This is a genomic window from Streptomyces sp. NPDC127097, assembly GCF_042724075.1.
Classification (GTDB): Bacteria; Actinomycetota; Actinomycetes; order Streptomycetales; family Streptomycetaceae; genus Streptomyces.
In genome coordinates this window covers 131,799-155,421 of sequence record NZ_JBHXFI010000014.1, presented here as the reverse complement: position 1 = coordinate 155,421, position 23,623 = coordinate 131,799, and the positions used below count along the sequence as shown (strand labels likewise).

The 23,623-nt window shown below is 72.7% G+C and carries 22 protein-coding genes; 11 read left to right on the top strand and 11 right to left on the bottom strand.

All coding sequences use genetic code 11. The features are described from left to right. Positions 1-142: 142 nt before the first annotated feature. Positions 143-4,966 carry a DEAD/DEAH box helicase gene (locus tag ACFWJW_RS14265; protein ID WP_387239677.1) on the bottom strand — a complete coding sequence of 1,608 codons (4,824 nt, stop codon included), beginning with the start codon at positions 4,964-4,966 and terminating at the stop codon, positions 143-145. A 136-nt stretch (positions 4,967-5,102) separates the two neighbouring features. On the opposite strand from ACFWJW_RS14265, the gene ACFWJW_RS14260 reads away from it, so the two are divergent. The 3 genes from ACFWJW_RS14260 (at position 5,103) to ACFWJW_RS14250 (ending at position 7,242) form a co-directional block, all read left to right on the top strand. Then, positions 5,103-5,984, top strand: a complete 882-nt coding sequence (locus ACFWJW_RS14260; RefSeq protein WP_387239674.1) for an AraC family transcriptional regulator — start codon at positions 5,103-5,105, stop codon at positions 5,982-5,984. Positions 5,985-6,094: 110 nt separating this feature from the next. Beyond that, positions 6,095-6,937 carry an AzlC family ABC transporter permease gene (locus tag ACFWJW_RS14255; protein WP_387239671.1) on the top strand — a complete coding sequence of 281 codons (843 nt, stop codon included), beginning with the start codon at positions 6,095-6,097 and terminating at the stop codon, positions 6,935-6,937. After that, complete coding sequence (locus ACFWJW_RS14250; protein ID WP_085925237.1) at positions 6,934-7,242, top strand: AzlD domain-containing protein; 309 nt, start codon at positions 6,934-6,936, stop codon at positions 7,240-7,242. The genes ACFWJW_RS14255 and ACFWJW_RS14250 overlap by 4 nt, the downstream gene beginning before the upstream one ends. Positions 7,243-7,257: 15 nt before the next feature. On the opposite strand, the gene ACFWJW_RS14245 is transcribed toward ACFWJW_RS14250, so the two are convergent. Then, positions 7,258-8,178 carry a hypothetical protein gene (locus tag ACFWJW_RS14245; protein ID WP_387239668.1) on the bottom strand — a complete coding sequence of 307 codons (921 nt, stop codon included), beginning with the start codon at positions 8,176-8,178 and terminating at the stop codon, positions 7,258-7,260. Between the two features lie 77 nt (positions 8,179-8,255). On the opposite strand from ACFWJW_RS14245, the gene ACFWJW_RS14240 reads away from it, so the two are divergent. The 4 genes from ACFWJW_RS14240 to recX all read left to right on the top strand — a co-directional run bounded on the left by ACFWJW_RS14240 (position 8,256) and on the right by recX (position 11,849). Beyond that, positions 8,256-8,450 (top strand): DUF3046 domain-containing protein, encoded by a 195-nt coding sequence (locus tag ACFWJW_RS14240; RefSeq protein WP_387239665.1) that lies wholly within the window; start codon positions 8,256-8,258, stop codon positions 8,448-8,450. Positions 8,451-8,565: 115 nt separating this feature from the next. After that, a complete protein-coding gene (locus tag ACFWJW_RS14235; RefSeq protein ID WP_387239662.1) occupies positions 8,566-9,804 on the top strand; it encodes an AI-2E family transporter in 1,239 nt (412 codons plus the stop codon). 266 nt (positions 9,805-10,070) lie between these two features. Next, positions 10,071-11,189 carry a recombinase RecA gene (gene recA / locus ACFWJW_RS14230; RefSeq protein ID WP_387239659.1) on the top strand — a complete coding sequence of 373 codons (1,119 nt, stop codon included), beginning with the start codon at positions 10,071-10,073 and terminating at the stop codon, positions 11,187-11,189. A 6-nt stretch (positions 11,190-11,195) separates the two neighbouring features. Next, positions 11,196-11,849, top strand: a complete 654-nt coding sequence (recX, locus tag ACFWJW_RS14225) for a recombination regulator RecX (RefSeq protein ID WP_387239656.1) — start codon at positions 11,196-11,198, stop codon at positions 11,847-11,849. Positions 11,850-12,080: 231 nt separating this feature from the next. On the opposite strand, the gene ACFWJW_RS14220 is transcribed toward recX, so the two are convergent. The 8 genes from ACFWJW_RS14220 to ACFWJW_RS14185 all read right to left on the bottom strand — a co-directional run bounded on the left by ACFWJW_RS14220 (position 12,081) and on the right by ACFWJW_RS14185 (position 18,686). Beyond that, complete coding sequence (locus ACFWJW_RS14220; RefSeq protein WP_387239653.1) at positions 12,081-12,473, bottom strand: rhodanese-like domain-containing protein; 393 nt, start codon at positions 12,471-12,473, stop codon at positions 12,081-12,083. Further along, positions 12,470-13,012 (bottom strand): cysteine dioxygenase, encoded by a 543-nt coding sequence (locus tag ACFWJW_RS14215; RefSeq protein WP_387239650.1) that lies wholly within the window; start codon positions 13,010-13,012, stop codon positions 12,470-12,472. The genes ACFWJW_RS14220 and ACFWJW_RS14215 overlap by 4 nt, the downstream gene beginning before the upstream one ends. Positions 13,013-13,090: 78 nt before the next feature. Then, positions 13,091-13,177, bottom strand: a complete 87-nt coding sequence (locus tag ACFWJW_RS14210) for a putative leader peptide (RefSeq protein WP_311044721.1) — start codon at positions 13,175-13,177, stop codon at positions 13,091-13,093. After that, positions 13,170-14,963 carry an FAD-dependent monooxygenase gene (locus ACFWJW_RS14205; protein ID WP_387239647.1) on the bottom strand — a complete coding sequence of 598 codons (1,794 nt, stop codon included), beginning with the start codon at positions 14,961-14,963 and terminating at the stop codon, positions 13,170-13,172. Before ACFWJW_RS14205 ends, ACFWJW_RS14210 begins: the two co-directional genes overlap by 8 nt. Positions 14,964-15,146: 183 nt before the next feature. After that, entirely contained in the window at positions 15,147-16,082 is a 936-nt protein-coding gene (locus ACFWJW_RS14200) for an amino acid ABC transporter permease (protein WP_387239644.1), read from the bottom strand. A 73-nt stretch (positions 16,083-16,155) separates the two neighbouring features. Then, positions 16,156-16,803, bottom strand: coding sequence for an amino acid ABC transporter permease (locus ACFWJW_RS14195; protein WP_386685056.1), 648 nt, complete (start codon positions 16,801-16,803; stop codon positions 16,156-16,158). Positions 16,804-16,935: 132 nt separating this feature from the next. Then, positions 16,936-17,844: a glutamate ABC transporter substrate-binding protein gene (locus ACFWJW_RS14190; protein ID WP_387239641.1), complete on the bottom strand. Its 909-nt coding sequence runs from the start codon at positions 17,842-17,844 to the stop codon at positions 16,936-16,938. 56 nt (positions 17,845-17,900) lie between these two features. Continuing rightward, positions 17,901-18,686 (bottom strand): amino acid ABC transporter ATP-binding protein, encoded by a 786-nt coding sequence (locus ACFWJW_RS14185; protein WP_042159881.1) that lies wholly within the window; start codon positions 18,684-18,686, stop codon positions 17,901-17,903. 278 nt (positions 18,687-18,964) lie between these two features. Here ACFWJW_RS14185 and ACFWJW_RS14180 point away from each other — a divergent pair, with 278 nt between their 5' ends. From ACFWJW_RS14180 to ACFWJW_RS14170, 3 genes are all read left to right on the top strand, one after another. Continuing rightward, on the top strand, positions 18,965-19,705 hold the full coding sequence (locus ACFWJW_RS14180; protein WP_387239638.1) for a response regulator transcription factor: 741 nt from the start codon (positions 18,965-18,967) through the stop codon (positions 19,703-19,705). Positions 19,706-19,721: 16 nt separating this feature from the next. Further along, complete coding sequence (locus tag ACFWJW_RS14175) at positions 19,722-21,137, top strand: ATP-binding protein (RefSeq protein WP_387239635.1); 1,416 nt, start codon at positions 19,722-19,724, stop codon at positions 21,135-21,137. Positions 21,138-21,348: 211 nt separating this feature from the next. Continuing rightward, the gene (locus ACFWJW_RS14170; protein WP_042160117.1) at positions 21,349-21,552 is read left to right on the top strand and encodes a cold-shock protein; all 204 of its coding nucleotides are present in this window, start codon (positions 21,349-21,351) and stop codon (positions 21,550-21,552) included. Positions 21,553-21,645: 93 nt separating this feature from the next. Here the strand turns inward: ACFWJW_RS14170 and ACFWJW_RS14165 are convergent, their stop codons facing one another. Further along, on the bottom strand, positions 21,646-22,641 hold the full coding sequence (locus ACFWJW_RS14165) for a TAXI family TRAP transporter solute-binding subunit (RefSeq protein WP_387239631.1): 996 nt from the start codon (positions 22,639-22,641) through the stop codon (positions 21,646-21,648). A 371-nt stretch (positions 22,642-23,012) separates the two neighbouring features. Here ACFWJW_RS14165 and ACFWJW_RS14160 point away from each other — a divergent pair, with 371 nt between their 5' ends. After that, complete coding sequence (locus ACFWJW_RS14160; protein ID WP_387239628.1) at positions 23,013-23,555, top strand: DoxX family protein; 543 nt, start codon at positions 23,013-23,015, stop codon at positions 23,553-23,555. Positions 23,556-23,623: the final 68 nt, after the last annotated feature.

Sequence of the window (23,623 nt, the reverse complement as noted above, 5' to 3'; positions counted from 1 at the left end):
AGCCGGGAGCCGGGAGCCGGGAGCCGGGAGCCGGGAGCCGGGAGCCGGGAGCCGGGAGCCGGGAGCCGGGAGCCGGGAGCCGGGAGCCGGGAGCCGGGAGCCCTCGGCTCGCGGGGCGGCCCTGGGCGGGGCGCCGCTGTGGTCATCCGCGCAGGCGCAGGCCCCGTGGGGTGGGGTGGAAACCGGCGGTCTCCAGGGTGACGGCGAAGGGGGAGGTGAGGGCCGCGATGCCGTTGATGCGTTCGGTGGTGATCGTGCCCAGGGCGCCGGCGCGGGCGGCATCCGTGAGGGCCTCGACGGCGAGCTGGAGGCGGGGGTCCGTGGCGGCCCGGTCCGGTGCGTGGCCGAGCGGCCAGATGAGCAGGGTCTTGCCGCCGCGCTCCATGTAGAGCGTCAGCTCGCCGTCGACGAGGACCACCAGGGAGCCCGCTTTGCGGCCGGGTTTGTGGGTCGAGCCCTCGGGCGGCTCGGGCCAGGACAGGGCGGCGCCGTAGGCGTTGGCGGGGTCGGCGGCGGCCAGGACCACGGCGCGCTGCGGGCCGCCGCGCCGGGACTGCGCCGGACCGCTCTCCGGCAGCGTGTCATCGGCGGTGCGCTCCCGCTGGGTGCTGACCGCGCGCAGCCGGTCCACCGCCCCGTCCATCGCGAACTGGGCCGCGCCCAGCCCCTCCACCACATAGCCGCGACGGGCCTGACCGGACTCCTCGAAGGCGGCCAGTACCCGGTACGCGGCGGAGAACCCGCCCTCGACCCCCTCGGCGGCGACCGCGCCCCGGGTGACGACGCCGTGCCGGTCCAGGAGCGCACGGGCCAGGGCATGGGCGCGGTGGGTGGGGTCCGGCTCCGTGGTGGGCAGGAGCGACCAGCGGCCACCCACTGTCGGTGGGCCGGAGCGGGAGGCGGTGGGCCGGCCGCCGCGGCCCGCGGCCGCGGTCAGCGAGCCGTACCGCCCCCGGGGGACGGCGCGGCGGGCACGATGGGCGGTCGAGCCGGCCGTACGGCCCGAGCCGAGGAGGGCGCGCAGCGGGGCGAGGGTGTCGTTGGTCAGCCGGCCCGACCAGGCCAGGTCCCACAGCGCGTCGGCCAGCTGCGGATCGGTGGCTTCCGGATGGGTGGTGGCGCGGACCTGGTCGGCGAGCTGGCGGAAGAACAGCCCGTAACCGGGGGCGAGGGCGGTCAGCAACGACTCGTGCAGCGCGGTCAGTTCCAGCGGGAGCGGCGGCGGGAGCAGCAGCGGGGCGGAGTCGGCGAGATGGAGCGAGAGCCAGCCGTCCTTGCCGGGGAGCGCACCGGCGCCGGCCCACAACACCTCACCGGTGGCGGTGAGTTCGTCCAGCAGGGCGGGGGTGTAGCCGCCGACGCGGGACGGCAGCACCAGCTTTTCCAGGGCGGAGGCCGGCACCGGGGCGCCCTGGAGCTGCTCGATGGCGCGCACCAGACCGTCGATGCCGCGCAGGCTGTGCGAGGCGCCGCCGAGGGGCGCGGACACACCGCCGGCCGGCGCCGGGCGCGGTGCGCCGACGTGCTGCCACTGGGGGAGGAAGGCGGCGAGCGCGGCGGGCGGCACCGGCTCCAGCTCCTCGCGCAGCGCGGCGAGGGAGCGGCGGCGCAGCCTGCGCAGCACCTGGGCGTCACACCACTCCTGGCCGATGCCCGCGGGGTGGAACTCGCCCTGGACCACCCGGCCGGCGGCGGCCAGACGCTGGAGCGCCCCGTCGGTGACGGCCGTACCGAGGCCGAAGCGGGCGGCGGCCTGCTCGGAGGTGAACGGGCCGTGGGTGCGGGCGTAGCGGGACAGCAGATCGCCGAGCGGGTCCTTGACCGGTTCGGTGAACGACTCCGGGACACCGACCGGCAGCGCCGTGCCCAGCGCGTCCCGGAGCCGGCCGGCGTCCTCGACGGCGGCCCAGTGATCGGCCCCGGCGATCCGTACCGAGAGGGCGCGGCGGGCGGCGGCCAGCTCCCGGGGCCAGGCCGGGTCCGCGCCGCGCTCGGCCAGCTCGGCATCGGTCAGCGGCCCCAGCAGCCGCAGGACGTCGGCGACGCCCTCGACGTCCTTGACCCGCCGGTCGTCCGTACGCCACTGGAGCTCGCGCTCCAGCTCGGCCAGCACCTCGGCGTCCAGCAGCTCGCGCAGCTCGGCCTGGCCGAGCAGCTCGGCGAGCAGCCGGGAGTCCAGGGAAAGGGCGGCGGCGCGGCGCTCGGCGAGCGGGGAATCGCCCTCGTACAGGAACTGGGCGACATAGCCGAACAGCAGCGACCGGGCGAACGGGGACGGCTCGGGGGTGGTGACCTCCACCAGGCGGACCCGGCGGGCCTCGATGTCCGCCATCAGCTCCGCCAGGCCCGGGACGTCGAAGACGTCCTGGAGGCATTCGCGGACGGCTTCCAGCACGATCGGGAAGGAGCCGAACTCGCTCGCCACCTGGAGGAGCTGGGCGGCCCGCTGGCGCTGCTGCCACAGCGGGGTGCGCTTGCCGGGGCTGCGCCGCGGCAGCAGCAGGGCACGGGCGGCACACTCCCGGAACCGGGAGGCGAACAGCGCGGAGCCGCCGACCTGGTCCGTGACGAGCTGGTCGACCTCGCCCTGGTCGAAGGCGACATCGGCGGCGCCCACGGGGGACTGCTCGGGGTCGTACTCCGCGCCGTGGCCGGACGGGCCGGCGGACGGGTCGAAACCGCCGTCGCCGTCGAGGAGATCGAGGCCCATCAGATCGGCGTCGGGCAGCCGCAGCACGATGCCGTCGTCGGCATGCATCACCTGGGCGTCCATGCCGTGCCGCTCGGCGAGGCGGGCGCCGAGGGCCAGCGCCCAGGGGGCGTGCACCTGCGCGCCGAACGGGGAGTGGATGACCACCCGCCAGTCGCCCAGCTCGTCCCGGAAGCGCTCCACGACGATCGTGCGGTCGTCGGGGACATGGCCGCAGGCTTGCTTCTGCTCGGCGAGATAGCTCAGCACATTGGAGACCGCCCAGTCGTCCAGACCGGCGGCGGACAGCCGGGCCCCGGCGTCCTCCGGCGCGAGCGAGCCGATCTCGCGGAGGAACGCGCCGAGCGCGCGGCCCAGTTCCAGGGGGCGGCCCAGCTGGTCGCCCTTCCAGAAGGGCAGCCGCCCCGGCACCCCGGGGGCGGGAGTGACCAGCACCCGGTCGCGGGTGATGTCCTCGATGCGCCAGGACGTCGTGCCGAGCGTGAAGACATCGCCGACGCGGGACTCGTAGACCATCTCCTCGTCGAGCTCGCCCACCCGTCGCCCGCCACCGCCCCGAGTGGAGGCGCTTCGCGCCGCGGTGTCCGATGGTCGCCCGCCACCGCCCTTGCCGGAGTCGCCGCCCGCCAGGAACACCCCGAACAGGCCGCGGTCGGGGATCGTGCCACCGGAGGTGACGGCCAGCCGCTGGGCCCCGGGGCGGCCCGTGACGGTGTGTGCGACGCGGTCCCACACCAGGCGCGGCCGCAGCTCGGCGAAGGCATCGGAGGGATAGCGGCCGGCGAGCATGTCCAGCACGGCCGTGAACGCCGACTCGGGAAGCGCGGCGAACGGGGCGGCCCGCCGGACCAGGGCCAGCAGCTCCTCGACGTCCCAGGTGTCCATCGCGGCCATGGCGACGAGCTGCTGGGCGAGCACGTCCAGCGGATTGGCCGGCACCCGCAGCGCCTCGATGGCGCCGGAACGCATCCGCTCGGTGACCACGGCGGCCTGCACCAGATCGCCGCGGTACTTGGGGAAGACGATGCCCGTCGAGACCGCGCCGACCTGATGCCCGGCCCGTCCGACGCGCTGGAGCCCGGAAGCGACCGAAGGCGGCGACTCCACCTGGACGACCAGATCGACCGCGCCCATGTCGATGCCCAGCTCCAGACTGGAGGTGGCGACCACGGCCGGCAGCCGGCCCGCCTTCAAGTCCTCCTCCACCTGGGCGCGTTGCTCCTTGGACACGGAACCGTGGTGGGCACGGGCCAGCACCGCCGGTGCGCCCTTGGCGGCCCCGGCCTCGGCCATCAGCTCCGCGGGGGAGTGGTGTTCCGGGAGGGCCTCGCCCGTGGTCCGCTCGTAGGCGATCTCGTTGAGGCGGTTGCACAGCCGCTCCGCCAGACGGCGGGAGTTGGCGAAGACGATCGTGGAGCGGTGGGCCTGGACGAGATCGGCGATCTTCTCCTCGACCTGCGGCCAGATGGACGGCTTCTCACCGGTGTCGCCCTCCTGGACGGGCGAGCCGCCCAGCTCGCCCATGTCCTCCACCGGGACGACCACCGAGAGGTCGAAGCGCTTCCCGGACGGCGGCTGGACGATCTCCACCCGGCGCCGCGGCGACAGATAGCGGGCCACCTCCTCCACCGGGCGGACCGTCGCCGACAGTCCGATCCGTCGCGCCGGGCGGGCCAGAAGCTCGTCCAGCCGCTCCAGGGACAGCGCCAGATGCGCCCCGCGCTTCGTGCCGGCCACGGCATGGACCTCGTCCAGGATCACCGTCTCGACGCCCGCCAGCGCCTCCCGGGCCGAGGACGTCAGCATCAGGAACAGCGACTCGGGGGTCGTGATGAGGATGTCCGGCGGGCGGTTGGCGATCGACCGGCGCTCGGCGGGCGGGGTGTCCCCGGAGCGGATGCCGACCGTGATGTCCGGCTCCGGCAGCCCGAGACGGACCGACTCCTGGCGGATGCCCGTCAGCGGACTGCGCAGATTGCGCTCGACATCGACGGCCAGCGCCTTCAGCGGGGAGACGTACAACACCCGGCAGCGCTTCTTCGGCTCGGCGGGCGGCGGGGTGCTCGCCAGCGCGTCCAGCGACGCGAGGAAGGCGGCGAGCGTCTTGCCCGAGCCCGTCGGCGCCACCACGAGGACGTCGGAGCCCGCGCCGATCGCCCGCCAGGCACCCTCCTGCGCGGCCGTGGGCGCGCTGAAGGCCCCGGCGAACCAACCGCGGGTCGCGGGGGAGAACGTCTCGAACGCTGCCTCGGCCATGTCCCCCATCGTGCACCGGACCACTGACAACGCGGACCCGCGCGCCGCGCCCACCGCCGCCGACCGGGCCTTTTCCCGGCCGTCCACGCTTCGGACGGGCGGGCCGGCGGCCGTCCGGCGGGCGCAGAATGACGGCATGGTCATGGTCAGCGGGGAGAGCGCGGCCGACGGCGGGCCCGGCGCGGCGGCCGTGCCGCGGGCGCACGGCGAGTGGGCGCGCCACTGGCGCTACGACGGGCTGCCCGGCCTCGACCTGCTGCGCGCCCGCTACGTCCGGCACTCCTTCCCCCGCCACGCGCACGACGGCTACGTGGTCTGCGCGGTGACCTCCGGCATCGAGGAGGTCGGGCTCCGGCAGGGCACCGTCCGGGCCGGCCACGGCGGCATCATCATGCTCAACCCGGAGGTCGCGCACACCGCGCGGGCGGGTGCACCCGAGGGCTGGACCTACGCCACGCTCTACCCGTCCTACGAGCTCGTCGCCGAGATCGCCGGGGAGACCACGGCGCTGCGCGGCACCCCGGGCTTCGACCGCACGACCGCCGAGGAGCCACGGCTCGGCCACATGATCACCGAGATCCACCGGGCCGCCGAGACCGGCAACGCCCTGGCCGCCGACAGCCTGCTGCGGACCGTCGTCGCCCGGCTGCTGCGCCGCTACGGAGGCCCGCTCCCGGCGCGTACGCCCCGCACCGCGGGCGCCCGGACCGCCGCCCGCGCCCGGGCCGTCCTGGAAGAGCGGATGGCCGACCCGCCCTCCCTGGAGCGGCTGGCGCAAGAGCTCGGTACCAGCCCGTTCGCACTGCTGCGGGCCTTCAAGAGCGCGTACGGCATGCCGCCGCACACCTGGCTCACCGACGCCCGGGTGCGCCGGGCCCGCAGGCTCCTGGAAGCGGGCCGCACACCCGCCGATACGGCCGTCACCGTCGGCTTCACCGACCAGCCGCATCTGAACCGGCACTTCACCCGGATCGTCGGCGTACCGCCCGGCGCGTACCGGAGGGAGCGGTCGGCCTAGGGGCGGGTGGAGCGAGCGGGCGTGCCGCGCGAGCGCGGTGCGGGCGGTGCGTGCGCCGGGCGCAAGAACGTACAAGACCGGCGACAGTCCTGGCACCTAAGGTCCGGGACGTGCCAGAACAGACAGAGATACGCACCACGGAGCGGGCCGCGCCACCGCCACCGCCGCCGGCACCGCCCGCGACCTCCGACGCCGCCGTCATCAGGGACGCGCTGGGCGTCGGCATCGCCGTCGGCCTCTCCGGATTCGCCTTCGGCGTGACCTCGGCCGGCGTCGGGCTCAGCCTCTTGCAGACCTGCGCGCTCAGCCTGCTGGTGTTCACCGGGGCCTCACAGTTCGCCCTGGTCGGCGCGCTGGCGGCGGGCGGCAACCCGCTCACCGCCGCGGCCGGCGCGTTCTTCCTGGGGGCCCGCAACGCCTTCTACGGGCTGCGGCTGTCCGCGGTCCTCGGGTACCGGGCCACGGTCAAGCCGTTCGCCGCCCACTGGATCATCGACGAAACCTCGGCGGTCACCCTGGCCCAGCCCGACCGGCGCACCGCCCGGCTGGGCTTCACCGTCACCGGGCTGAGCCTCTACGTCCTGTGGAACCTCACCACCCTTGCCGGCGCCCTGGGCGCCGAGGCGCTCGGCGACACCGCGGCCTGGGGCCTGGACGCGGCCGGCCCCGCGGTCTTCCTGGCGCTGCTCGCGCCGATGCTCAGGGAGACCGTCGAGCGGGTCGCGGCCGGTCTCGCCGTGGTGCTGGTCATGGTGACGCTGCCGCTGCTGCCCACCGGTGTACCGGTGCTGGTCTCGGCGCTCGCCGCACCCGCCGTCCTCGTCGTCCAGGGGCGCCGCGGGCAGGGGACGCCGCAGGAGCCGGGCGCCGTCCGGGCCGGCGACGACGGGCCGCCCGCGCGCCCGGACGGAACCCCCGAGAGCCGTCCCGCCACCGAGGAGGACCGGGCATGAACGTCTGGATCGCGATCGCCGTCACCGCCGTCGGCTGCTACCTGGTCAAGTACCTCGGGCTGGCCGCTCCCGCCGGCCTGCTGGAGCGCCCGCTGGTCAAACGACTGGCCGCGCTGCTGCCGGTGGCCCTGCTGGCCGCGCTCACCGCCCAGCAGACCTTCAGCGACGGTCGGCACCTGATGCTCGACGCCAAGGCCGCGGGGGTGGCCGCCGCGGCCGTAGCACTCGTCCTGCGGGCGCCGTTCCTCCTGGTCGTCGGCGTCGCCGTGGCCGTCACCGCGGGGGTGCGCGCCCTGGGAGGGTGAGCGGCGCGGGACGCCCTAGAGGGGACGCCCGTAGGCCCGGAGGGTCAGCAGCGCCTTGAGCGTCACCATCGGACGGCTCTCCAGCGCCGTCCCGGGTGCCCACACCCGCCAGTTCACCGGCCAGCCGCCGTCCTCCTCCTGGAGCGCGACGAGGTGATTCAGCGCCCGCTCCATCTCCTCGTCGGTGAACCAGTCCCGGGCCAGAGAGCCGGGCGCGGGCGCGAAGTCGTAGGCGAGGTGGTGTTCCCCGGGGGCGTACCCCGGTGCCACCGGGACGTCCGCGGCCTGGTCCGGGTCCAGCAGCACCAGACGCCGCTCCCGTACGAGCCGGCCGAGCCGCTGCGCCGCCGCGGCGGCCCGCGGCCGGTCCGGGGCGCCGTCCAGGAAGGCCACCGCCGCCTCGACCTCGTACGGGTGGGTCTCCTCCATCGACTCCACGGTCGCCCAGCAGTAGTCGGTGGCCCGGAACAACCAGGCGTGCCACACCTCGTTGCGGTGCAGGACACCCACGACGGGACCGGTGGCCAGGAGGGCGCTCGGCGGATCGTCGACCACCGGGATCCAGGGCGCGGACGGATAGCCGCGCAGCGAAGGGTGCAGCGCGGGCAGCGCGCCCTCCGGGGTGGAGATCTTCGTCAGATAGCGGCAGATCCGCTCCACCTGGCGGCCGTCGCACCGCCCGATCAGATCGAGGACCTTCAGGGCGTGCGCGGTGTGCAGCGGCTGGCTGACCGGGCCGCGAAGATCGGGCTCCAGGGCGTGGCCGAAGCCGTCGTCGTCGTTGCGGTACGCGGCGAGTGCGGTCTCCACGGGATCGGCCCCGCCGCCGAGGAAGTGGTACTCGAAGAGCCGCTGCTCGAGCACCCGGGCGGTCAGCCAGACGAATCGCTCGGCTCGCGCCAGAGGAGTCGAAAGTGAGCTTACGTTTTCGGCCATGGGCTGACCGTAGGGCGGTTTTCTCCCGGTGGCACCGGCTCGCGACCGCTGCCCTCCCAGGGCGGGATACTGAAGGCATGCGGTTGACGGTCTTCTGGCAGCGGATGGCGGATCACTTCGGTGCGGCGTATGCCGACTCCTTCGCGCGCGATCATGTGATGTCCGGCCTCGGCGGCCGGACGGTGCACGAGGCGCTGGACGCGGGGTGGAGCGCCAAGGAGGTGTGGCGGGTGGTCTGCTCGGTCATGGAGGTGCCGCCGGAAAGACGCTGAACGGGGCCTTCGCAGGGCTCTGACCTGGACGGAAGAGGGCCCGAGGGCCGAGCGGGGAGAGCCGGGGCACGGCCCAGGACCGGGAATGTCATGACCGTACGCGACACTTGGCTCCGTGCCCGAGTCAGATGAGATCCCCAGCAACGACGTCCCACGCCCCGAGGACCGCTCCGATGCGCGGATGCCGCGCTGGCTGCCGCGTGCCATGGTGCTCGCGCTCGCCCTGGTGGCCTGCTTCCAGCTCGCCACCTGGGGATTCCATCAACTGATCACGCTGTTGCTGAACGTGCTGATCGCGTTCTTCCTCGCGCTGGCCGTCGAACCGGCCGTCGACTGGATGGCGGCCCGGGGCATGCGGCGCGGGCTGGCCACCGGTCTGGTCTTCGTGGGCATCCTCGTGGCCGCGGCCGGATTCTTCGCGCTGCTGGGCTCCATGCTCGCCGGCCAGATAGCCAACATGGTCGAGGAGTTCCCGCAGTACCTGGACTCCGTGATCAGCTGGATCAACAACACCCTGCACACCCACCTCTCGCGGGTCCAGGTGCAGAACAACCTGCTCAAGTCGGACTGGCTCCAGAAGTACGTCACCGACAGCGCCAACAACGTGCTGGCCGTTTCCGCGACGGTGCTGGGCAGTCTGTTCAACCTGCTGACGGTGGCGCTGTTCTCGTTCTACTTCGCCGCCGACGGGCCCCGGCTGCGCCGCGCGCTGTGCTCCGTGCTGCCGCCGCACCGCCAGGCGGAGGTGCTGCGTGCCTGGGAGATCGCGGTCGCCAAGACCGGCGGTTATCTCTACTCGCGGGGCCTGATGGCACTGATCTCCGGCATCGCGCACTACGTGCTGCTGGAGATCCTGGGGGTCCCGTATGCCCCGGCACTGGGCATGTGGGTGGGCCTGGTCTCCCAGTTCATCCCGACCATAGGGACCTATCTCGCGGGCGCCCTGCCGGTCCTGATCGCGTTCACCGTCGATCCCTGGTACGCCCTGTGGGTCTTCGGCTTCGTCGTGATCTACCAGCAGTTCGAGAACTACCTCCTCCAGCCGCGGATCACCGCCAAGACGGTGGACATCCATCCCGCCGTCGCCTTCGGCTCGGTCGTCGCCGGCACGGCCCTGATGGGCGCGGTGGGCGCACTGATCTCGATCCCGGCGACGGCGACCCTGCAAGCCTTCCTCGGCGCGTACGTGAAGCGGTACGAGGTCACCGACGACCCGCGGGTCCACGGCAGACGCGAGCGCGGGGTCCGGGCCCTGGCCCGGATGCGGCGGAACCTGCACGACGCGCAGCCGCCGGCTCCGCTGGAGGACCGGAAGGCGGACGGCACCCGGGCCGAGGGCCAGGACGCCGGCTGACGGAGCGGCGCACCATCGAAGGGCGCGAGCGGCGTCGCTCGGGGCGGTTCCCTGCCCGCCGCTCGGGGCGTTCCCCGCCGACGACGTACGGGTGAGGCCGCTTGACACCAAAATCGAACATCCATTCTCATGGGATTTCCGGCCGCTGTCCTCGGGCTTTTCGCGGAGTTATCCACAGGCCGGAGCCGGGTCCGGGCGCATTGTCAGTGGCAGGCGTTAGCGTCATGGACGTGAAGCGATCGACTCAAGCAAATCGGGTGGAACCCATGGCAGGCACTGACCGCGAGAAGGCGCTGGACGCCGCGCTCGCACAGATTGAACGGCAATTCGGCAAGGGCGCCGTGATGCGCATGGGGGAGCGGTCGAAGGAGCCCATCGAGGTCATCCCCACCGGATCCACCGCCCTCGACGTCGCGCTCGGCGTCGGCGGCCTCCCCCGCGGCCGCGTGATCGAGGTCTACGGCCCGGAGTCCTCCGGTAAGACGACCCTGACCCTGCACGCCGTCGCGAACGCCCAGAAGGCCGGCGGCTCCGTCGCGTTCATCGACGCCGAGCACGCGCTCGACCCGGAGTACGCCAAGAAGCTCGGCGTGGACACCGACTCCCTGATCCTGTCCCAGCCGGACAACGGCGAGCAGGCACTGGAGATCACGGACATGCTGGTCCGCTCCGGCGCGCTCGACCTCATCGTGATCGACTCCGTCGCCGCCCTGGTGCCGCGGGCCGAGATCGAGGGCGAGATGGGCGACTCCCACGTCGGCCTCCAGGCCCGGCTGATGAGCCAGGCACTGCGCAAGATCACCAGCGCGCTCAACCAGTCCAAGACCACCGCGATCTTCATCAACCAGCTCCGCGAGAAGATCGGCGTGATGTTCGGCTCGCCGGAGACCACGACCGGTGGCCGTGCGCTGAAGTTCTACGCCTCGGTGCGTCTCGACATCCGCCGCATCGAAACCCTCAAGGACGGCACGGACGCGGTCGGCAACCGCACCCGCGTCAAGGTCGTCAAGAACAAGGTCTCCCCGCCCTTCAAGCAGGCCGAGTTCGACATCCTCTACGGCCAGGGCATCAGCCGCGAGGGCGGCCTGATCGACATGGGCGTGGAGCACGGCTTCATCCGCAAGTCCGGCGCTTGGTACACCTACGAGGGCGACCAGCTCGGCCAGGGCAAGGAGAACGCCCGCAACTTCCTCAAGGACAACCCGGATCTCGCCAACGAGATCGAGAAGAAGATCAAGGAGAAGCTCGGCATCGGCGTGCAGCCGAAGGACCCCGCGGCGGAGCCCGGCACGGACGCCGCGGTGGCGGCGGCCGAACCGGCCGTGGCTCCGGCACCGGCGGCCAAGGCCGCCAAGGGCTCCAAGGCCACCGCGGCCAAGAGCTAGCCCGCCATGACGCGGCGAACGGAATGGCCGGGCAGCGAGGAGACCGACAGCGCTGCCGGCGACGCCGAGACCCGTAGCGGCCGCAGGGGCCGTCATGGCCGTGAGGACAGCGGTGGCCCCTCCTCGTCGAGGGCCGAGTCGGGGCCACCGCGTACACCCGAGGAGCAGGCGCGGGCCATCTGCCTGCGCCTGCTCACCGGGAACCCGCGTACGCGCAAGCAGTTGGAGGACGCCCTGCGCCGGCGGGGCATCCCCGAGGAGGCCGCGGACGAGGTGCTGTCCCGCTTCGAGGACGTCGGGCTGATCGACGACGCGGCCTTCGCCGACGCCTGGGTGGAGTCCCGCCACCATGGGCGCGGCCTGGCCCGGCGTGCCCTGGCCCGCGAACTCCGCACCAAGGGAGTGGACTCCGCCCTCATCGATGTGGCCGTCGGCCGCCTCGACTCCGAGCAGGAGGAGTCCACCGCCCGCGAGCTGGTCGACCGCAAACTGCGGGCCACCAGGGGCCTGGACCGCGAAAAGCGCCTTCGCCGCCTGGCCGGAATGCTGGCCCGCAAGGGATACCCGGAGGGCCTCGCCCTCCGCGTCGTCAAACGGGCGCTGGAAGAGGAAGGCGAGGACCCGGATTTTCTGGAGCAGCACGGTCTGCCGGATGCGTGAGCGTGAGGGGCGACGGCCGGCACCGTAGCCGTCAGCGAATCCGGCGGGCCGGTGACCGGGCGGCCACGCACCGGGCCTCGGCGGGGCCGGGGCTGCCCTGCCGGGGGCACCGGGCCCAAGGGCAACCGACCGAGGGCAACTGACGCAAGGCCACGGTGACTTCGTCGCGGTGGACCGGCGGGGGCGACGGACGCGCCGAGGCCGTGGACCGGACGCAGATGCGGGGCGTCCTCAGCCCCCCACTCCCAACCCCACCGCCAACCCCGCCCTCCGCCAAGCCTGGAATCCCCCCGCCAAATCGGTGGCCCGGTGCAGGCCCAGCTGGCGGAGGGAGAGGGCGGCGAGGCTCGATGCGTAGCCCTCGTTGCAGATGACGACGACCGGCAGACCGTGGTGCGTTGCTTCCGGGGCGCGGTGCTCTCCCGTCGGGTCGAGCCGCCATTCCAGCTCGTTGCGCTCGATGATCAGGGCACCGGGGATGGTGCCGTCGCGCTCCCGCAGCTCCGCGTAGCGGATGTCCACCAGCAGGCCGCCCGCCTCCTGGAGGGCGGCGGCCTCCTGGGGGGCCACCCGGTGCCCCAGTTGGCGCCGGGCCTGTTCCAGCAGTGCGTCGACCGCGCTCATGCCCACTCCTCCGGCTGCTCGACCGCTTCGAGCCGCAACACCGGCCCGGTGCGGCTGTAGCGCCGCATCAGCGGCAGCGGCGGGTAATAGGCGTGCACCGACACCGCATGGGTGTCCGCGGAGAGGTTGAGCACCTGATGCACATGGTGCGGGCCGAACGCCCGCCCGTCCCCGTCGCTGAGCCGGCGCTCCCGGTCCACGTCGTCGGCGAGTTCCAGGGTCTTCCAGCCCTCGGTGGGCAGTGCGGCGGTGAGCGACTGTTCCGTCAGCTCACCCGCGGCCGCCGCGAAGGCGCCGCGCGAGCCGCCGTGGTCGTGCCAGCCGGTGCCGGTGCCGGGCGGCCAGCCGATCAGCCAGGCTTCGCTGCCGCCCGGCCCGTCCAGCCGGAGCCAGGTACGGCCTTCGGGGTCGAGCGGGAGCGAAGCGACCAGCGCCGGGTCGGTGGCGGCCCGGCGGGCGAAGTCGAGGAGTTCGGAGGCGCTGGGCCCGCCGTCCTTGCCGAGGGCAGGCGGGCGCGCAGGGGTGTGTACGTCGGGCACGGAAACCGTCCTGAGTGATCGCGAAGAGGCGCGGCTGCCGGTCGGAGGCGGGCGGCCGCGCGGGGAAGAAGATGCGGATCAACAGGACGGACGACACATGCAGCCCGCGTAGCGGACCAGGTCGAGATGGACCCTCCGCCAGAATCGCGAGCTGTGATCAGTCATTCTCGGAGTGAAGCACGGAGCTTCCCACAGGGTCAACCGCGGAAGAGTCCCGCTCTCCGGCCGTGTCGCCGCCAAGTGCCGCGGCACCCCGGCCGGAACCGGTCACCGGCCCGTGTGCCCCGCCCCGTACGGCGTTCGCGCACGCGGCCATCTCGGCCGGGCGGACGCCGGACAGCGCGGTGACCAGATGACCGTCCGGCCGCACGAGCAGCACGGTGTGCGCGGAGGCCCCCGGATAGGACTCGGTGACCAGGATCTCGGCCTCCATCGGCAACGCCTCGACCGCTTCGGCCAGTCGGGGCATCAGACCGGCCGACTGCCAGTGCCGACGGTCCCAGACGCCGGTGCCGGGAGCCACCAGCACCACCAGCAGCCCGCGCCCGAGCCGGTCGCGCAGCCGCACCACCGAGCCGTCCGACGCGGTCACCGCCACATCCGTGACCGGCGCGCCGGGCGGTGTGTCGACGAGGAGGCCGCCGGTGTGCTCGGCGGGCGGTCCCAGCGGGGTGCGGGCATAGACCGGCGGTGCGCCGAGCGGGCCGCGGCCCAGGTGGCCGTCGGTCAGCAGGGTGCTGCGGCCGCGCGCCGCGCCCGGAAGGACGGTGCGCCAGCGGGCCGCGCGGCCGTCCCGGAGCAGCGGCAGCGCCTGGTCCGCGGCGCGCAGCCGGGCCGCGACCGCGCCCCGGCGCTCGGCCTGGTAGCTGTCGAGCAGCACGTCGGACGCGCCGTGGTGCCAGGCCAGGCCCAGCTTCCAGGCGAGGTTCTCGGCGTCCCGCAGCCCCTCGTCCAGGCCCTGGGTGCCGAGCGCGCCCAGCAGATGGGCGGCGTCCCCGGCGAGGAAGGCCCGGCCCTGCCGCCAGTCCCGGGCCAGTCGGTGGTGGACGGTGTGCACGCCGGTGTCGAGGAGTTCGTACGGCGGGACCAGCCGGCCGTGGCCGCGCCCCCGGGGGTGCGCGCCGTCGCCCTCGGCGCCGGTCTCGTCGGCGGGGCCGGCCGGTGACTCGCTGGTCCAGCCGGCCAGCGAGTCCCGGATCCGGGCGACCAGGGCGTCCGGGGTGACCAGTTCGCGGCCCGGCGGCAGCAGCCAGTCCAGCCGCCAGACATGGCCGGCCAGCGGGCGGGCGGAGACCTCGTTGCCCGGCCCGCCGCCCTGCCGGGGCGGCGAGCGGTGCAGCAGGGCCTCGCCGGGCCAGGGGAGCTCGCAGCGCAGCGCGGCCACCGCATGCCGTTCGACGGCCGTACGGCCCGGGAAGCGGATGTCCAGCAGCTTGCGGACGGTCGACCGGGGCCCGTCGCAGCCGATGAGGTAACTCCCACGCCACCATGTGCCGTTGGGGCCGCGGGTGTGGGCGCTGATGCCGTGCTCGTCCTGTTCGAGGTCGGCGAGCCGGCTGCCGGTGACGATCTCGGCGAGCTTCTCCTGGGCGAGTGCGGCGCGCAGGGCGCGGGTGAGCGCGTGCTGCGGGAGGTGGAGCGGGGAAGCGGTGGCGGGGGCGGCCGCGCCGTCCGGGGTCCGTGGAGCGAAGGTGACGCGTTCCCGCAGGCGCCGGCGGCGCATCGTGCGCCAGGCGGTCCAGTGGGCGCCGGCGCTCTCCAGGGTGCCGGCGCAGCCGAGCCGGGCGACGAAGGCGGCGGTGTCCGGACGGAGCACGACGGTGCGGGCGGGCCGGGCGTCCTCCTGGCCGGTGGTCTCGTCGAGGACGACGGCCGGGACGCCGAGGCGGGCGAGGGCGAGCGAGAGGGAGAGGCCGACCGGGCCGGCCCCGACGACGATCACCGGGTCCACGGCGCAGCCCCCCGGGGCCGCTGGTACGTACGGGACATGCGGGAACTGGCAGTTGGAGCCCGGTGCGTGATCACACAGCGTATGCAACCCACTGCGACCGCTCGCGTCAAGTGACGGAGGCGGTGGCGAGGGTGCCACCGCCTCCGGACGGACCGATATCGGCCGCGGGCGGCCTGCGGTGCGTCAGTCCTTCGTGGCGGCCGGGCCGTCGGGCACCGCGTCGGAGACCTCCATCGCGTCGGTGGCCGTGACCGGCTCACCGGCCGTGGCGACACCGATGCCCGTCTTGGCCCGCCGGCCGCGCCGCTCGATCCAGTTGGCGAGAGCGGACAGCGCCAGGCACATCGCGACGTAGATGCTGCCGGTCACGATGATGAACGGCACATAGGTGTCGTTGCCGTTGACGATGATGTTGGTGCTCATCTGGCGGGCGGTGAAGAGCAGTTCCTCGAAGGTGATGATGTAGCCGAGGGAGGTGTCCTTCAGCGTCACCACGAGCTGGCTGATGATCGTCGGCAGCATCGCCCGCACGGCCTGCGGGATCAGCACCGTCGTCATGACCTGCGTCTTGCTCATGCCCAGGGCGTACGCGGCCTCGCGCTGCCCCGTGGGCACGGAGTTGATGCCGGCCCGCAGCACCTCGGCCTGGACCGAGCCGTTGTAGACCGTCAGCCCGATGACCAGGGCCCAGAACTGCGGCTGGTCGCCGGTCAGACCGAGGCTTCCCCGGTTGCTGAGCAGGATCACCCACAGGGCATAGATGGTGATCAGCAGCGGTACGGCGCGGAAGAGCTCGATGAAGCCGGTCGCCAGCCAGCGGACCGGCCGGTGGTCCGAGAGCCGCGCCACCGCGAGCAGCACGCCCAGCGCCAGTGACAGCACCGCGGCGACCGCGAAGACCTGAAGCGTGGTCACCAGGCCGTCGCGGATGTTGGTCCGCACACCGGCGTTGTTGAAGATGTTCCACACCTCGGGCTCCAGCTGGCCCTGGGTGTTCAGCCGCAGCACGGTGAAGACGATCAGGGCCAGCACCGCGAGCGAGCCGGCCACGGAGTAGACGAGGTTGCGTGTCCTCGCCTTCGGTCCTGGTACGTCGTAGAGAACGCTGGCGCCGCTCATGCCCTTACCTCGCTTTGTTCCGCCGCGCCTGCGCGTGGCACCCACGTCGTGCTGATCCGCCCCGTGCGGCCGCTCATCGGGCCACCCCCATACGGCGCTCCAGCAGCCGGAAGACGGCGCTGATGGCGAAGGTGATGATGAGGTAGGCGAGCGCGGTCCACAGGAAGATCCAGGCGATCGCGTAGCCCTTGTCGTTGAGCAGCTTGGAGACGTTGAACAGTTCGCCGTAGCCGAACGCTCCGGCGATCGCGGAGTTCTTCGTCAGCGCGATGAAGATGCTGCTCAGCGGGGGCAGGACGGTGCGCGTGGCCTGCGGGAGCACGATCTGGCCCAGCGTCTGGGCGAACGTCATACCGAGGCTGCGCGCGGCCTCCGCCTGTCCCAGCGGCACGGTGTTGATGCCGGACCGCACCGCCTCGCACACGAAGGAGGAGGTGTAGAAGCCGAGCGCCAGTGTGGCGAGCACGTAGGGGCTCGCCCCCTGGAAGAGGACCTGCGGCACGACGAAGAAGGCGACGAGGAAGAGCAGCGTCAGCGGCGTGTTGCGCAGCACCGTGACCCAGGCCGTCCCGAAGGCGCGCAGCGGCGGAATCGGGGAGACCCGGAAACCGGCTATGAGCACGCCGAGTACCAGCGCGAGCAGGGCGCTGGACGCGGTGATCGCCAGGGTTCCGAGGAATCCGTCCCGGAACTCGGGCAGATAATCGAGGAGTACGTTCATGGGGTCTCCGCGGTAGCGGTCATCGGGTCGACGGCGGGAAGTGGGTCAGCGGCGGGCGAAGACACCGCGCGCCCCGCACACCCGCCGCGGCGGGCGTACGGGGCGGCGCAGATCGGTGGGTTCGCGAGCGCCTCAGCCGCGGGGCAGCGGCGTCTCCGGGGCGACGTACTTCGACCCGGACTTGCCGAGCGTGCCGTCGTACGCCTTCTTGTAGTCGTTGTTCTTGATGTGGTTCTCCAGCGCGTCGGTGATCGCGTCGCGCAGGGCCTTGTCGTCCTTGTTCATGCCGACGCCGTAGGGCTCCTTGGTGAACGACTTGCCGACGACCCGGAGCTTCTCCGGACGCTGGGCGGCGTAGCCCTTGAGGATCGCGTCGTCGGTGGTGACCGCGTCGACCTGGCCGTCCAGCAGGTTCTTCACGCAGTCCGAGTACTTGGACTGCTCGCTGGTGACGGCGCCGTACTTCTTCTTCTTGATCTCCTGGAGCGGAGTGGAGCCGACGATCGAGCAGACCTTCTTGCCCTTGAGGGTGTCCGGTCCGGTGATGGCCTTGTCGTCCTTGCGCACCAGGAGGTCCGCGCCGGCCGTGTAGTACGGGCCCGCGAAGCCGACCTGCTTCTTGCGCTCGTCGTTGATCGTGTAGGTACCGACGTAGTAGTCGACCTGCCCGTTGGAGATGGTGGTCTCACGGACGTTGGAGTCGATCGTCTTGAACTCGATCTGCTGCTCCGAGAAGCCGAGGTCGGCGGCGACCATCTTGGCGATCTCGATGTCGAAGCCGGAGTACTTGCCGGTGGTGTCCTTGAAGCCCAGGAACGGCTGGTCGGCCTTGACGCCGACGACGATCTTCTTGGCCTTCTGCGCCTTCTTCAGCACCGACGAGTCGATCTTGGGCGCCGAGGCGACCTTGTACTTGCCGCTGAAGACATCGCCGCCGGCCGGCTTGTCGCCCGCCGCACCCTTGTCGCCGCCACAGGCGGTCGCCGTCGCCGCCAGCGCGAGCACCACCGCACCGGCCGCAGCCGTCTTACGAATCCTCATGGTGAACATCCTTTGGTTCCACAGGTGTTGGCAATGATGGTGGCCCGACTGCGGGCTCAGTGATGGAGGATCTTCGACAGGAAGTCCTTGGCGCGGTCGCTGCGCGGGTTGTTGAAGAACTGGTTCGGCTCGGCCTCTTCGACGATCCGGCCGTCCGCCATGAAGACGACCCGGTTCGCCGCGGAGCGCGCGAACCCCATCTCATGGGTGACGACGACCATCGTCATGCCGTCCCGGGCGAGCTGCTGCATGACGTCCAGCACCTCGTTGATCATTTCCGGGTCGAGCGCGGAGGTCGGCTCGTCGAACAGCATCACCTTCGGGTCCATCGCCAGCGCACGGGCGATCGCCACCCGCTGCTGCTGACCGCCGGAGAGCTGTGCGGGGTACTTGTCCGCCTGGGTGCCGACACCGACCCGGTCGAGCAGGGCGCGGGCCTTCTTCGCGGCTTCCGCCTTGTCCGTTTTGCGGACCTTGGTCTGGCCCAGCATCACGTTCTCGAGCACGGTCTTGTGCGCGAAAAGGTTGAACGACTGGAAGACCATGCCCACGTCGGCGCGCAGCCGGGCCAGTTCGCGGCCCTCCTGCGGCAGGGGCTTCCCGTCGATCGTGATGCTGCCGCTGTCGATGGTCTCCAGGCGGTTGATCGTGCGGCAGAGCGTCGACTTGCCCGAGCCCGAGGGCCCGATCACGACGACGACCTCGCCGCGGTTGATCGTCAGGTCGATGTCCTGGAGCACGTGCAGCGCGCCGAAGTGCTTGTTCACGTTGTCCAGCACGACCAGCTGGTCCGCTGCCGGCGCGGGACCGTCGGCGTTCTTGGTCACCGATACTTCGCTCATCGGCGTGTAGCTCCGTCCTCCTCGGTTGGGAGGACCCTAGTAACGCCCCGCGACCAGCGTCATTACATCTGAGGGGAACTTGAGCATAACGATCCGGCCGCGACGGGATCCCGGCCGCGCAGCGCGGCGTCCGCGGTGGACACGGCGCCATGGTGGTGTGCGCGGCGTACCGGCTGGGTAACGGATGGCGGCGCGGAGGTGGCCACCTCTTGACGCATGGGCCCCCTATCGCCGTAGATGCCCTGTGGCCTGTACGCATGCACCCGGGAGGAGGCCAGATGAGACTGCTGCTCGTCGAGGATGACGATCATGTCGCCGCGGCCCTGTCCGCGGTGCTCGCCAAGCACGGCCTGGCCGTCGTGCACGCGCGCAACGGCGAGGACGCGCTCAAGGCCCTGCTGCCCGACGAGGGGGAACCGTTCGCGGTGGTGCTGCTCGACCTCGGGCTGCCCGACCAGGACGGCTTCGAGGTGTGCGGCCGGATCCGCAAGTTCTGTGCCACCCCCGTCATCATGGTCACCGCGCGCTCCGATGTGCGCTCGCGGATCCACGGGCTCAACCTCGGCGCGGACGACTATGTCGTCAAGCCGTACGACACCGGTGAGCTGCTGGCCCGTATCCACGCGGTGAGCCGGCGCAACGCCCCCGGCGGCGGTGAGCAGCCCGCCGAGGAGAGCACCGCCGACGAGGCGCTGCGCCTGGGTGCGGTCACCGTCGAACTCTCCACCCGCCAGGTGGCGGTGGACGGCGCCGCGGTCCCGCTCACCCGCAAGGAGTTCGACCTGCTCGCGCTGCTCGCCCAGCGCCCCGGTGTGGTCTTCCGCCGGGAGCAGATCATCAGCGAGGTGTGGCGCACGAGCTGGGAGGGCACCGGCCGGACCCTGGAGGTGCATATCGCCTCACTCCGCGCCAAACTGCGCATGCCCGCGCTGATCGAGACGGTGCGCGGGGTCGGCTACCGCCTGGTCGTCCCGGCCGCCGGCCCGGGGGTGCGGACGTCTGCCGCCCCGGCCTCCTGAAGGCCGCCGCGACCACGTGCGCACCCGACTCCTCCCGCTCCTCATCGTCCTCATGGCCGGTGTCCTGCTCGCGCTCGGCATCCCGCTCGGCGTCATCACCGCCGGGGTCGAGCAGCAGCGGGTGGTCGTCGACCGGATCGACGACGCCGCCCGCTTCGCCTCCCTCGCCCAGTTCGTCACCGCCCGTCCCGAAGCGGACGCCGGGCACAAGACCCCGGAGGAGGACGAGCGGCGCGCCACCCTCCGTACCGAGCTCGCGCGCTACTACGACCTCTACGGCATACGTGCCGGTGTCTTCTACCGCGATCGCACCCCCATGGCCGCCGCCCCCGTCGGCCTGCCGGTACCCCAGGACGGTGAGGCCGCACGAGCCTTCAGCGAGGCGCTGGCCGGCCGCCGCAGTCATGACCCGCACCAGGTCTGGCCCTGGGACGACAAGGGCCGCATCCCGGTCGCCTCACCGGTGATCCGCGACGGCGATGTGGTCGCCGTCGTGATGACCGACTCGCCCACGGGACAGCTCCGCTCGCACGTCCTGCGCGGCTGGCTGCTGATCGCGGCCGGCGAGTGCGCGGCCATGCTCGTCGCCGTCGCCGCGGCCTTCCGCCTCACGGGCTGGGTGCTGCGTCCCGTACGGGTGCTGGACGCGGCCAGCCACGACATCGCCACCGGCCGGATGAACGCCCGGGTCGCCGCCACGGCGGGCCCGCCCGAACTGCGCCGGCTGGCCCGCTCGTTCAACGAGATGGCCGACAATGTCGAGGACGTCCTGGAGCAGCAGCGCGCCTTTGTCGCCGACGCGTCCCACCAGCTGCGCAACCCGCTGTCCGCGCTGCTGCTGCGGATCGAGCTGCTGGCCCTGGAACTCCCCGACGGCAACGCGGAGATCGCCTCGGTCCGCACCGAGGGCAGGCGGCTGGCCCGGGTCCTGGACGATCTGCTCGACCTCGCCCTCGCCGAACACACCGCCGCCGACCTCCAGCTCACCGATGTCGCGGCGCTGGCCGCCGAACGCGTCGACTCCTGGCGCCCGCTGGCCGACGACAAGGGCGTCGGCCTCACCTATGAGGGGCACAGCGCCGTCACCGGCTGGGCCGACCCGGTGGCCCTCTCCAGCGCCCTGGACGCCGTGATCGACAACGCCCTGAAGTTCACCCCGGAGGGCCGTCCGGTCACCGTCGGCGTCGCACCGGACGGCGAGCGTGTCCACGTCACCGTCGCCGACCGGGGCCCCGGCCTCACCGACGACGAGCTCTCCCGGGTCGGCGACCGCTTCTGGCGCAGCAGCCGCCACCAGAACGTCTCCGGGTCGGGGCTCGGCCTGTCGATCACCCGCGCGCTGCTCACCGCGGGCGGCGCCACCATCACCTACGCCCCGCATCCGCCGCACGGGCTGAAGGTCACGGTCACCGTGCCGCGCACCGCACCGTGAGGGAGCCGGTGCGCAGGCGCCGGCGGCCCCGCCGACTGTGCTACGGTCGATGACGTTGCAGTTGTGGTACCCATGAACGATGTGCGCGCCCGGAGGCTGGATGCCCCGGGCGTTCCTTGTTTACCGGACCTGTTCCGGTGTGGGGCAATCATCTCGGCGACACGGAGGCCGTGCAGTACGGTCTCCCGTTTGCCCCATGAAGGAGAAAAACATGGCTTCCGGCACCGTCAAGTGGTTCAACTCGGAAAAGGGCTTCGGCTTCATCGAGCAGGACGGCGGCGGCCCCGACGTCTTCGCCCACTACTCGAACATCAACGCGCAGGGCTTCCGTGAGCTCCTCGAGGGCCAGAAGGTCACCTTCGACGTGACCCAGGGCCCCAAGGGCCCGCAGGCGGAGAACATCGCCGCTGCCTGACGCACCGCGTCCCGTGAGCGGGGCCCGCACCGGCACGTCCGGTGCGGGCCCCGCTCCGTTCGCGGGCCGGCCCCGGGCGCACGCCTCAGGGCTTCAGGGCTTCTGCGACACGTAATAGCGCCGGGCCCCGGCGTGCAGCTCCAGTGGATCGGTGAACACCGCCGTCCGCAGATCCACCTTCTGCGCGGCGTGCACCTGGCGTCCGATCCAGTCCCGGCTGTCGATGACGGTCCGGGTGATGCCCTCGGTCAGCGCGGGGTCCGCGCGGTCCGTCGTCACCAGCAGATTCGCCACCGCGATCGTCTTCACGGCCTGCCCGCCCTGGGCCCTCGGGTAGGCATCGGCGGGCATCACCGCGGCCCGGTAGTAGCGGGTGCGCTCGCCCTGCCGGTGCAGCGCCTCGCTCAGATCCCCGAGCGGGACCAGCCGCACCGGGAAGCGCTGCGCCAGCCGCTGCACCGCCGTCGTCGGCAGCCCGCCGGACCAGAAGAAGGCGTCCAGCTTGTGCTGCTCCAGCAGTTCCGGCATCCGGTCGATGCCGACCCGCACCGGCTCGATGTCCCTGGCGAAGTCCAGCCCGGCCGCCTCCAGCAGCCGCCGGGTGATCAGCTGGACGCCGGAGCCGTCGGTCCCGACCCCGACCCGCAGCCGCCGCAGATCCTTCGTCGAGCGCACCGCGGAGTCCTTCGGCACCACCAGCTGCATGTAGTCGTCGTACAGGCGCGCGCAGGCCCGCAGCCGGTCCGCGCCCAGCTCGCCCCTGATCTTGTACGTGGCGACCGCGTCCGCCGTCGCGATGCTGTACTCCGCGCGTCCGGTGACCAGCTGCCGCAGATTGTCGATCGAGCCCTCGCTGCGGGCCAGCCGCAGATCCACGTCCGGCAGGTCATGAGCCAGATCCTGCTTCAGCAGCTCCCCGTAGCGCGCGTAGACGCCGGTCGGGACGCCGGTCGCCAGCGTCACCCGGCCCCCGGGAGCGGGCGTACCGCCCGTCGACATCAGCCACCACAGCCCCAGCCCTAGGGCGACCAGTGCCGCGATCGCCGCCTGGACGGCCCGGCGACCGGTGCGGGGGAGTGCTGTGACCATGGGCGGGATCCTGCCAGGACCGCGGCGGGAAGGGGAGGGGTGGGTCCGGTCCCGTGAGGTCACCGGCGTCCGGACCGGCTCTCCCGGCTGCCGGCGCGGCACGGTCCGCCGCCCTTGGGGGCCGGGAACGGACGGCGTCACGGCCGCGCTTGCACCCGCAACAGCAGGAGTTACGGTGGCGACGTGGCGCCCGGTCCGCTCCGGCGGCAGCGGGCAGCCGCTCCCCCCTGGACCCAGCGGGGACCCGGCACGTCCCCCCACCGCGCGCCCGGCGGCGCGCACGCCAAGAGAATTCCTCCACCCTCAGCGCACCGGCGCCGGTGCCCCCACACCACGGCCCCCTGATGCGCCGGTGCGGGAAGCGACATCTCATGAAACCGCCCACCGCACTGCGGCCCGACACCCGTGCCCGGTCCGAAGCCGTCCGCCCGCCCCCGGTCGCCGCCGATGCCGGGCTGCTCCTCCTGCGGCTCGCCGTGGGACTGATCCTGGCCGGCCACGGCGCCCAGAAGCTCTTCGGACTCTTCGGCGGCCGCGGGCTCGAGATCACCGGCAAGGGCTTCGAAGCCCTCGGCTACCGCCCCGGCACCTTCTTCGCCGGTCTGGCCGGAGCCTCGGAAGTCCTCGGCGGCCTCGGCCTCGCCCTGGGACTGCTCACCCCCCTGGCAGCCGCCGCACTCATCGGCGTGATGATCAACGCCATGGTTCTCGCGGCGCCCAAGGGACTCTGGGCGGAGACCGGCGGCCTCGAATACCCGCTGACCATCGCCGTCGTCGCACTGACCGTCGCCGCCACCGGCCCCGGCCGCTACGCCCTCGACCGGCCCTTCCGCTGGGGGCACGGGGGCTGGCGCAGCGCGGCCTTCGCCCTGGGAGCCGGCGGCCTCGGCGCCGCCCTCGTCCTGGCACTCTGAACGGGCCTCCGGGCCGTCCCGCGCCCGGCGCCGGATGATCCCGGCCGGGCCTCCGGCGTCAGGAGGTA

Excerpts from the sequence above, each read along its gene's own strand:
- ACFWJW_RS14265 (WP_387239677.1), bottom strand. The coding sequence starts at position 4,966 with ATGGCCGAGGCAGCGTTCGAGACGTTCTCCCCCGCGACCCGCGGTTGG.
- ACFWJW_RS14260 (WP_387239674.1), top strand. The coding sequence starts at position 5,103 with ATGGTCATGGTCAGCGGGGAGAGCGCGGCCGACGGCGGGCCCGGCGCG.
- ACFWJW_RS14250 (WP_085925237.1), top strand. The coding sequence starts at position 6,934 with ATGAACGTCTGGATCGCGATCGCCGTCACCGCCGTCGGCTGCTACCTG.
- ACFWJW_RS14245 (WP_387239668.1), bottom strand. The coding sequence starts at position 8,178 with ATGGCCGAAAACGTAAGCTCACTTTCGACTCCTCTGGCGCGAGCCGAG.
- ACFWJW_RS14240 (WP_387239665.1), top strand. The coding sequence starts at position 8,256 with ATGCGGTTGACGGTCTTCTGGCAGCGGATGGCGGATCACTTCGGTGCG.
- recA (WP_387239659.1), top strand. The coding sequence starts at position 10,071 with ATGGCAGGCACTGACCGCGAGAAGGCGCTGGACGCCGCGCTCGCACAG.
- recX (WP_387239656.1), top strand. The coding sequence starts at position 11,196 with ATGACGCGGCGAACGGAATGGCCGGGCAGCGAGGAGACCGACAGCGCT.
- ACFWJW_RS14220 (WP_387239653.1), bottom strand. The coding sequence starts at position 12,473 with ATGAGCGCGGTCGACGCACTGCTGGAACAGGCCCGGCGCCAACTGGGG.
- ACFWJW_RS14210 (WP_311044721.1), bottom strand. The coding sequence starts at position 13,177 with ATGACTGATCACAGCTCGCGATTCTGGCGGAGGGTCCATCTCGACCTG.
- ACFWJW_RS14200 (WP_387239644.1), bottom strand. The coding sequence starts at position 16,082 with ATGAGCGGCGCCAGCGTTCTCTACGACGTACCAGGACCGAAGGCGAGG.
- ACFWJW_RS14195 (WP_386685056.1), bottom strand. The coding sequence starts at position 16,803 with ATGAACGTACTCCTCGATTATCTGCCCGAGTTCCGGGACGGATTCCTC.
- ACFWJW_RS14190 (WP_387239641.1), bottom strand. The coding sequence starts at position 17,844 with ATGAGGATTCGTAAGACGGCTGCGGCCGGTGCGGTGGTGCTCGCGCTG.
- ACFWJW_RS14185 (WP_042159881.1), bottom strand. The coding sequence starts at position 18,686 with ATGAGCGAAGTATCGGTGACCAAGAACGCCGACGGTCCCGCGCCGGCA.
- ACFWJW_RS14180 (WP_387239638.1), top strand. The coding sequence starts at position 18,965 with ATGAGACTGCTGCTCGTCGAGGATGACGATCATGTCGCCGCGGCCCTG.
- ACFWJW_RS14170 (WP_042160117.1), top strand. The coding sequence starts at position 21,349 with ATGGCTTCCGGCACCGTCAAGTGGTTCAACTCGGAAAAGGGCTTCGGC.
- ACFWJW_RS14165 (WP_387239631.1), bottom strand. The coding sequence starts at position 22,641 with ATGGTCACAGCACTCCCCCGCACCGGTCGCCGGGCCGTCCAGGCGGCG.
- ACFWJW_RS14160 (WP_387239628.1), top strand. The coding sequence starts at position 23,013 with ATGAAACCGCCCACCGCACTGCGGCCCGACACCCGTGCCCGGTCCGAA.